This is a genomic window from Cumulibacter manganitolerans (assembly GCF_009602465.1).
GTDB lineage: Bacteria > Actinomycetota > Actinomycetes > Mycobacteriales > Antricoccaceae > Cumulibacter > Cumulibacter manganitolerans.
In genome coordinates, this window is sequence record NZ_WBKP01000090.1 from 1 (window position 1) to 8,079 (window position 8,079).

Genomic DNA, 8,079 nt, shown 5'->3' on the forward strand with positions numbered 1-8,079 from the left:
CTGCTGTGCGACTGGGTCCACGACGCCTACCGGATCATCCCGCGGCTCACCGGCCGGCCCACCTTCGGAGCCCGGCCGTGAGCCCGACGGAGCGGTCCGGCGCGTCCACCGTGCTGCAGCAGTCGCGCGCGCTGACCGCGCTGCTGGAGGAGGACGGCGCGACGATCATCGAGGCGCTGGACCGGCACGTCCGCGAGCGGCCGGACGCGCTCGCCGTCACCTACGGACCGACCGACCTGCGGCTGACGTACGCCGAGCTGGGGGAGCGCTCCGACCGCATCGCCGGCAACCTGCGCGCCCAGGGCGTGCAGCCCGGCGACGTGGTGAGCGTCCTGGCGACCGACCCGTTCCTGAGCACCGCGCTGATGTTCGGCATCTGGAAGGCCCAGGCCATCTACGGCCCGATCAACTTCCAGTACGCCGGCCAGCTGCTGGCCTACTCCCTCGACGACGCGAAACCGGTGCTGCTGGTGTGCCAGGACTCGCTCGTCGACCGGGTCGCCGCCGTCTGGGAGTCGATCGTCGTCCGGCCGCAGGTGCTCATCTCCGGGACGGCGCCGGACGGCCTCCCGATGCCGTCCGCCGATGCGGCGCTGCTGGAGAGCCCGGCGGAGCGCCCGAGCGACGTGGACATCGCCTTCCACACGCCGTGCAGCCTGATCTACACCTCCGGGACCACCGGGCCGTCGAAGGGCGTCGTGCATCCGCATCGCTGGATCGGGCAGTACACGTGGGCGATGCGTCGCCGGCTGACCCCGGACGACGTCGTGTACAACGACCTGCCGATGTACCACGTCGGCGGCGCGTACGCGAACGTCGTCGCGGCGATCTGGGCCGGCGGCGGCGTGACGCTGTGGGATCGCTTCTCGCCGTCCGAGTTCTGGTCGCGGATCGCGGCGGGCTCGTGCACCAGCGCGATCATCCTGGACGTCATGATCCCGTGGCTGCTGGCCAACCCGGCCGGCCCGGACGATCGCCGCAACACCCTGAACAAGGCCCACATGCAGCCCCTGCCGGTGCGCCACCACGAGTTCGCGCGCCGCTTCGGCATCGACTCGATCACCGCCGGTTTCGGACAGACCGAGGCCGGCTGCCCCGCGGTGGTGGTCCTCGAGGAGTGCGCGCCCGGCGAGGGCACGCCCGACGACCTGTTCCGCGGCCGGACCCAGGCCGAGCTGCGGGCCGACGCCGAGGCGGCCGGCCTGTGCGTGCTCCCCGGGCAGCAGGTCACCCGCAAGGCCGCGATGGGCCTGCCCGTCCCGTTCTTCGAGTGCGCGGTGCTCGACGAGGTGGACCAGCCGTGCCCGCCGGGCGTCGCGGGGCACTGGGCGGTCCGGCCGCGGCTGCCGTACCTGCTCTACAACGAGTACCTCGGCAAGCCGGACAAGACCCTCGAGGCCAACCGCAATCTCTGGTTCCACACCGGGGACGCCGCGGTGCAGGACGACGAGGGCTACTTCTACTTCCTCGACCGGCTCGGGGACCGGATCCGGGTACGCGGCGAGAACGTCTCCAGCGTGCACGTCGAGGAGATCCTGAGCGGGCACCCGCAGGTGGACGTCGCCGCGGTCGTCGCCGTCCCCAGCCCGCGCTCGGACGAGGACGAGATCGTCGCGTTCATCCAGGCCGACCCGGACACGCGGCCCACCACCGACTCCTTGCGGGAGTACGCGGGGGCCAACCTGCCGAAGTTCATGCGTCCGTGGGCCTACCGGTTCGTCGACGAGCTGCCCAAGACGCCGACCAACAAGATCGAGAAGCACAAGCTGCGCGCCCTCGCGAAGGAGGACGACGGCGGCTGACGGTGAGACAACGGCGACACCCTCCGCCTGTGTTCCCCCGCGCAGCGTGCTCATTGCGGCGCGCTGTGCGACGATGGTCCGCGTTCCGGACGAGTGAGGCTCGGCCGGAGTCTTCGCACCGAGGAGTTGTCAAGAAGATGCCGAGCTGCGCGCACGAGCGCGTGCCTGTGCAAAGCCGGGGCTACCCGGTTCGCGACCAGCCCAACAGCCCCACGGAGCTCGCCCGTATCGTCGCCGCGCGCCAGCGCTGGAAGATCGGCCACCTGGTGGGCGACCTGTTCGATTCCACCGGCGAGCTCGTCGCGGACTCGATCGAGCAGTTCGCGCGCGCGTGTGCCGGGCTGGGCGTCTTCGCAGGCGACGAGATCGCCGGCTACACCGGCGTCCACTGGAGCCGGGTCGATCCGCAGTTCGCCGGTGCGGTGCGCCGCTACCTCACCGGCGAGGTCACCGCCCGCTGAGGCCCTGGGTCAGTCGACCGCGGGGGACAGCAGCGCGCGCAGCGTGCAGCGGCCCTCCTCGAGGTCGGCCCACGGCCCGTCCACCCGGAGCGCGGCGGCGCGGCAGGTCCGCAGCGCGCCGTACTTCACGACCGATCCGTCGTCGGGAAGGTCCTCCCCGATGAGCAGCCTGGCCAGGTTGCTGATCCCCGGGTTGTGCCCGATCACCACGAGGGTCTGGGCCTCGCCGCCGCGCTCCTGGATCTGCCGGAGGACGTCCCGCTCGTCGAAGACGTACAGCGACGGCAGCTCGAGCACCTCGACGCCCGGGTCGAGCGCGGGCGCGATCTCCTCCCACGTCTGCGCGGCACGCAGTGCGGTCGACACCATGACGGTGCAGCGGGCGCCGTCCCGGATCGCCGCGATGCGCGCGCCGATCGAGTGGGCCTGGGCGCGTCCGCGGTCGGTCAGCTCGCGGTGCCAGTCGTCGACGGCGTCCGGCTCGGTCTTCGCATGGCGAAGCAGGATCAGGGTCGGCACGGTGCTCCTCGTCAGTCGACGTACGTCGCGGGCGGGGTGAAGCGAAACGATGTGATCACGTGCTCGAACTCAGGGCCGAGGGCCTCGGCGTCCGGCACTGCCCACTGGATGATCAAGGTCGGGACGACGCGGGTGCGGACGTCCTCCGGCGCCTCGGCGATCATGACGTAGGCCACGGCCATCGCGGGCTGCTGGGTGGCGTCGACGAGGATGCGCACGGCCTGGCTGGTGCTGCCGAAGTCACGATCGACGGCCTGGGTCACCTGCATCCCGGGGGTAGCGCTGCACAGCCGCCCGACCGTCAGGTCCGCCGCGTCCCGGGCCGGCAGGTGCCCGGAGAAGGTGCGGCTCTCCAGCCGCAGGACCGCGTCCCGCTCGAGGTCCGAGCCGGAGCGGATCGCCTCGGTCACGCTGTCACCGAACGCGTCGATGGTGGTCCACGTCGAGGGCAGGCTCAGCTTGAACTGTGAGTGCGGCACGCCGACCTCCCTCGGGCACTCCGGCGACGAGGGCCCCGCCGCGCGGCTGCAGAACTAGGAGCACTTCGTTTCTACACCAGTTCAGCGTTCGGTAGTGGCTTTCGGATCGGCCTGTTCGGTGGCTTCCAGCTCGGGCTCAGGATCGGGCGCCTTCTGGTACAGGTAGCTGAAGGCGGCGTTCAGTGCGGCTGCCAGGGGGACGGCGAGAAGGGCGCCGACGATGCCCGCGGTGATCGAACCGACGGCGATGGCGATGACGACGCCGAGGGGATGGATAGCGACGGCGTGGCCCATGAGGACCGGCTGCAGGAAGTGCGCCTCGATCTGCTGGACCAGGATCACCACGCCGAGCGCGATCAGCGCCTTGACCGGTCCGACCGTCACCAGCGCGACGAGCACCGCGATCGCGCCCGACAGCGTGGCGCCGACCATCGGGATGAACGCCGTCAGGAACACCAGCGCCGCCAGCGGAAGGAACAGCGGGACCTGCAGGATCGCCAGGCCCAGGCCGATGCCGACCGCGTCCACCATCGCGACCAGTGCGGTCGCCTTCACGTAGCCGCCGAGCGTCTCCCAGGACCGGTGCGCCGCACCGTTGATCGAGCCCATCGACTGGTCGGGGACGAACCGCAGGACCCACTGCCAGATCTTCGCGCCGTCCTTGAGGAAGAAGAACAGGATGAACAGCGTCAGCAGGAAGCCGGCGATGACGTGTGCGGCGGACGTCGCGGTGGTCAGCGCCCCGGACGTGATCTTGTCGGTGTTGTCGCCGATCCACTGCTGCGCCTTCTCCAGCCACGAGTTGAGCTGCGCGTCGGTGATGTGCAGGGAGCTGCTGGCCAGCCAGTCCTTGATCTGGTCGATGCCGCCCTGCGACTGCTTGGCCAGCTCGGGCGCCCCCTTGACGAACTGCTGCACGATCAGGCTGATCAGGCCGAGCACGACCACCAGCCCACCGACGAACACCAGGGGTGCCGCCAGCCCCGGCTTCATGCCCTTGCGCACCATCCAGTTGCGGACCGGCGTCAGCAGCGCGGACAGCAGCAGCGCGATCGCGAGGGGGATCGTGACGGTCGCGAGGAAGCCGACGATCTTCGCGAACACCCACACGGCGGCGATGACGAGCAGGAACCGCCAGGACCATGAGGCGAAGGCGGACATGCTGGGGGTGACGAGGTCGGAGGAGCGGCTCGGCCAGGGCAGCCGTGGCCGGAACGGAGCCGCCGCATGCGCCTCCTGCGCCGGGTCGGCCGGCGCGCCGGCGTCGATGCTGGGTGAGGTGTCGCTCGATCGGGAAACCACGAATCCTGGCCAATCAGTTGAATCGGGCGGGCGTTGCTTGCCGAGGCCGAGTCTAGGTGGCCCGCGGCCCGCGCCGGGCGAAGTTCCCGGTCCGGGCAGGTGTCCCGCTGTCGCGGCGGTCGCCGCCGGTCGGCCGGCAGACCCGGGGCGTCGTCCCGACGGCGCGCGGAATTTGCCAGAATGAACGAGCCGAAACCGCGGTGCACGCCGCGTCGCACGATCCGCTAGGAGCCCCATGCCGCTGCCCACCCAGCCCCTGTCGCCGCTCGACGGCCGTTACCAGGCTCAGGTCGGCGGCCTCGCCGAGCACCTGTCCGAAGCGGGCCTGAACCGGGCCCGAGTCCACGTCGAGGTCGAGTGGTTGCTGTGGTGCGCGCAGCACGGGCTGTTCGGCGCGCCGTCGATCGAGCAGGCGGACGCCGACGCGCTGCGGCAGTGGGCCCGCGAGTTCGGCGCCGCGGAGATCGAGTGGCTCGCCGCGAAAGAAGCCGTCACCCGCCATGACGTGAAGGCGGTGGAGTACCTCGTCCGCGACCGGCTGGCGCAGCAGGGACTCGAGCGGCTCTCCGAGGCGGTGCACATCGCCTGCACCAGCGAGGACATCAACAACCTGTCGTACGCGCTGAACATCCGCGCCGCGGTCCACGAGGTCTGGATGCCGGCGTTCCGGGCGGTCGTCGACCAGCTCCGTGAGCTGGCCGTCACCCACCGGGACCGTCCGATGCTGTCGCTCACCCACGGCCAGCCGGCCACGCCCACCACGCTCGGCAAGGAGATGGCGGTCGTGGCCTGGCGCCTCGAGCGCCAGGCGCGCCGGGTCGAGTCCGCGGAGGTCCTGGGCAAGTTCGCGGGGGCGACCGGCACCTTCTCGGCGCACGTCGTGGCCGAGCCGTCCGCCGACTGGCCGCAGGTCGCGGAAGGATTCGTCTCCTCGCTGGGTCTGACCTGGAACCCGCTGACGACGCAGATCGAGTCGCACGACTGGCAGGCCGAGCTGTTCGGCGCGATCTCGCACGCCGGGCGCATCCTGCACAACCTGGCCACCGATGTGTGGACCTACATCATGCTCGGCACCTTCACCCAGATCCCGGTCGCCGGGGCGACGGGGTCCTCCACCATGCCGCACAAGATCAACCCGATCCGGTTCGAGAACGCCGAGGCCAACCTGGAGATCGCCTCCGCCCTGCTCGACTCGCTCTCCGCGACGCTGGTCACCAGCCGCCTGCAGCGCGACCTCACCGACTCGTCGACGCAGCGCAACATCGGCGTCGCGCTCGGCCACTCGGTGCTGGCCCTGGACAACCTGCGCCGCGGCCTGGGGGAGATCGCCGTGTCGGACGCCGCCCTCGACGCGGCGCTGGACGGGAACTGGGAGGTCCTCGCCGAGGCGGTGCAGACGGTGATCCGGGCCGAGGTGCTCGCGGGCAGGTCGTCGATCGCCGACCCGTACGCGCAGCTCAAGGAGCTCACCCGCGGGCACCGCATCGGGGCCGAGGAGCTCGCCGCGTTCGTCGACGGACTGGACATCTCCGACGAGGCCAAGCAGCGGCTGCGGCGGCTCACCCCGGCGACGTACACCGGCGTCGCGGCCGACCTCGTCGACCGGCTCGACCGCAGATGACCGTCACCGTCTCCCGCCTGTTCTGCTACCCGCTGAAGTCCGGACGGCGGGTCGAGCTCGACGCGGCTCAGATCGTCGCCGACGGCATCGCCGGCGACCGCGAGTACATGGTGGTGGACGGCGACGGAGTGCTGGTCTCGCAGCGTGAGGCGCCCGCGCTGGCGCTGCTGGAGCCGGCGGAGGTCATCGCCGCGTGCGAGGCCACCGGCGACCTCCGTCCGGTCCGCGTGTTCGGCTGGCAGGGCCTCGGTGAGGACCAGGGGGAGACGGTCGCGCGGATCGTGGGTGCACGCCTCGAGCGCGACGTCCGCGTCGTGCGGTTCCCGCGCAACCACCGACGGGCGACCGGGGTCGGCGGCGGGCAGACGATGTACGCCGACGGCTACCCGCTGCTGGTCGCGTCGTCGGCCTCCCTGGCCGAGCTGAACAGGTGGCTCGACGAGCCGGTCCCGATGGAGCGGTTCCGCCCGTCGATCGTGCTGGACGGGCTGGACGCGCCGTTCGTCGAGGACGACATCGCCTCCATCACCATCGGTGCGGTCAGCATCGACCTGGTCAAGCTCTCCGGCCGGTGCCTGATGACCACGATCGACCAGGACACGGCGCGCAAGGGCCGCGAGCCGCTGCAGACGCTCGGCCGGCGGCGGGTGCTGCCGCAGCTCGGCGGCGGCCGCGAGATCATGTTCGCCGTGAACGCGATCCCCCGCACCGCCGGCACGATCAGCGTCGGGGACGAGGTACAGGTGACCATGCACGACCTGCCGTACGAGCAGCGCGTCGCGGGCGGCTGACGCGCATCGAGGGTCGGGCGGCGTGCTGTGGCGACAGCGCGGCCGATACCGTGGACGCGCCCCCGGAACGGCGGCATCGCGGGCGAAGGAGAGAGCGTTGAGTGAGCTGGGCCTGACCCATCTGGCATCGGGCAAGGTGCGCGACATCTACGAGGTGGACGCCGAGCATCTGCTCTTCGTCACCAGCGACCGGATCTCGGCGTACGACTACGTGTTGTCGACGCCGATCCCGGACAAGGGGGCGATCCTCACCGCACTGTCGGCCTGGTGGTTCGAGCAGCTCGCCGACGTCGTACCCAACCACCTGGTGTCGGTGGACGACGACCGCATCCCGGCGTCCGTTCGCGGCCGCTCGATGCTGGTGCGCCGCCTCGAGATGATCCCGGTCGAGTGCGTGGCGCGCGGCTACCTCGCCGGTTCCGGGCTGGCCGAGTACGGGCAGTCGCAGTCGGTGTGCGGGGTGCCGTTGCCCGACGGCCTGGTCGACGGCAGCGAGCTGCCGGAGCCGATCTTCACGCCCGCGACCAAGGCCGAGCTCGGCGACCACGACGAGAACGTGTCGTTCGAGCAGGTGGCTGCGACGCACGGCGCCGAGCTCGCCGAGCGGCTTCGCGAGCTCACGATCGCGGTGTACTCGCGCGGCCGGGAGCTGGCTCGTCGTCAGGGCGTGATCGTCGCCGACACGAAGTTCGAGTTCGGGCGGGACGCCGACGGGAGCATCGTGCTGGCCGACGAGGTGCTCACGCCGGACTCCTCACGGTTCTGGCCTGCCGACCAGTGGCAGCCCGGGCGCGTGCAGCCGTCGTACGACAAGCAGTTCGTGCGCGACTGGCTCACCGGGCCGTCCGGGTGGGACCGCGACAGCGAGCCGCCGGCGCTCCCCGACGACGTCGTCGCCGCGACCCGCGCGAAGTATGTCGAGGCGTACGAGCGGATCACCGGCCTGCGGTTCGCCGACTGGCTGGCGCGCTCCGGCCGGTAGCGGCGATCGACCCCACCTGCGGCGTACTTCGGTACCGAAACACCGCTTGGGTTCTAGGGGTCGTTGCAACGCCTTTGATCAGGAGGACGTTGCAGGTGGGTACGTATCAGCGATTTGGTCGC

At 71.1% G+C, this 8,079-nt stretch carries 8 protein-coding genes; 5 read left to right on the plus strand and 3 right to left on the minus strand.

Annotated elements, in window-relative coordinates; all coding sequences use genetic code 11:
- Positions 1–77 precede the first annotated feature (77 nt).
- Positions 78–1,802 carry a class I adenylate-forming enzyme family protein gene (locus F8A92_RS17885; protein WP_228389561.1) on the plus strand — a complete coding sequence of 575 codons (1,725 nt, stop codon included), beginning with the start codon at positions 78–80 and terminating at the stop codon, positions 1,800–1,802.
- A gap of 137 nt (positions 1,803–1,939) precedes the next feature.
- The gene (locus F8A92_RS17890) at positions 1,940–2,263 is read left to right on the plus strand and encodes a hypothetical protein (protein ID WP_153506540.1); all 324 of its coding nucleotides are present in this window, start codon (positions 1,940–1,942) and stop codon (positions 2,261–2,263) included.
- 9 nt (positions 2,264–2,272) lie between these two features.
- Here F8A92_RS17890 and F8A92_RS17895 read toward each other — a convergent pair whose 3' ends face one another.
- The 3 genes from F8A92_RS17895 to F8A92_RS17905 all read right to left on the minus strand — a co-directional run bounded on the left by F8A92_RS17895 (position 2,273) and on the right by F8A92_RS17905 (position 4,563).
- Positions 2,273–2,782: a SixA phosphatase family protein gene (locus tag F8A92_RS17895; RefSeq protein ID WP_194291576.1), complete on the minus strand. Its 510-nt coding sequence runs from the start codon at positions 2,780–2,782 to the stop codon at positions 2,273–2,275.
- A gap of 11 nt (positions 2,783–2,793) precedes the next feature.
- A complete protein-coding gene (locus F8A92_RS17900) occupies positions 2,794–3,261 on the minus strand; it encodes a hypothetical protein (protein WP_153506542.1) in 468 nt (155 codons plus the stop codon).
- An 81-nt stretch (positions 3,262–3,342) separates the two neighbouring features.
- Positions 3,343–4,563 (minus strand): AI-2E family transporter, encoded by a 1,221-nt coding sequence (locus tag F8A92_RS17905; RefSeq protein ID WP_194291577.1) that lies wholly within the window; start codon positions 4,561–4,563, stop codon positions 3,343–3,345.
- Positions 4,564–4,798: 235 nt separating this feature from the next.
- Here F8A92_RS17905 and purB point away from each other — a divergent pair, with 235 nt between their 5' ends.
- From purB to F8A92_RS17920, 3 genes are all read left to right on the plus strand, one after another.
- Positions 4,799–6,184, plus strand: a complete 1,386-nt coding sequence (gene purB / locus F8A92_RS17910; RefSeq protein WP_153506544.1) for an adenylosuccinate lyase — start codon at positions 4,799–4,801, stop codon at positions 6,182–6,184.
- A complete protein-coding gene (locus tag F8A92_RS17915; RefSeq protein WP_153506545.1) occupies positions 6,181–6,975 on the plus strand; it encodes an MOSC domain-containing protein in 795 nt (264 codons plus the stop codon). The genes purB and F8A92_RS17915 overlap by 4 nt, the downstream gene beginning before the upstream one ends.
- Positions 6,976–7,072: 97 nt before the next feature.
- Positions 7,073–7,957 carry a phosphoribosylaminoimidazolesuccinocarboxamide synthase gene (locus F8A92_RS17920; RefSeq protein WP_153506546.1) on the plus strand — a complete coding sequence of 295 codons (885 nt, stop codon included), beginning with the start codon at positions 7,073–7,075 and terminating at the stop codon, positions 7,955–7,957.
- Positions 7,958–8,079: the final 122 nt, after the last annotated feature.

Excerpts from the sequence above, each read along its gene's own strand:
- F8A92_RS17890 (WP_153506540.1), top strand. The coding sequence starts at position 1,940 with ATGCCGAGCTGCGCGCACGAGCGCGTGCCTGTGCAAAGCCGGGGCTAC.
- purB (WP_153506544.1), top strand. The coding sequence starts at position 4,799 with ATGCCGCTGCCCACCCAGCCCCTGTCGCCGCTCGACGGCCGTTACCAG.
- F8A92_RS17915 (WP_153506545.1), top strand. The coding sequence starts at position 6,181 with ATGACCGTCACCGTCTCCCGCCTGTTCTGCTACCCGCTGAAGTCCGGA.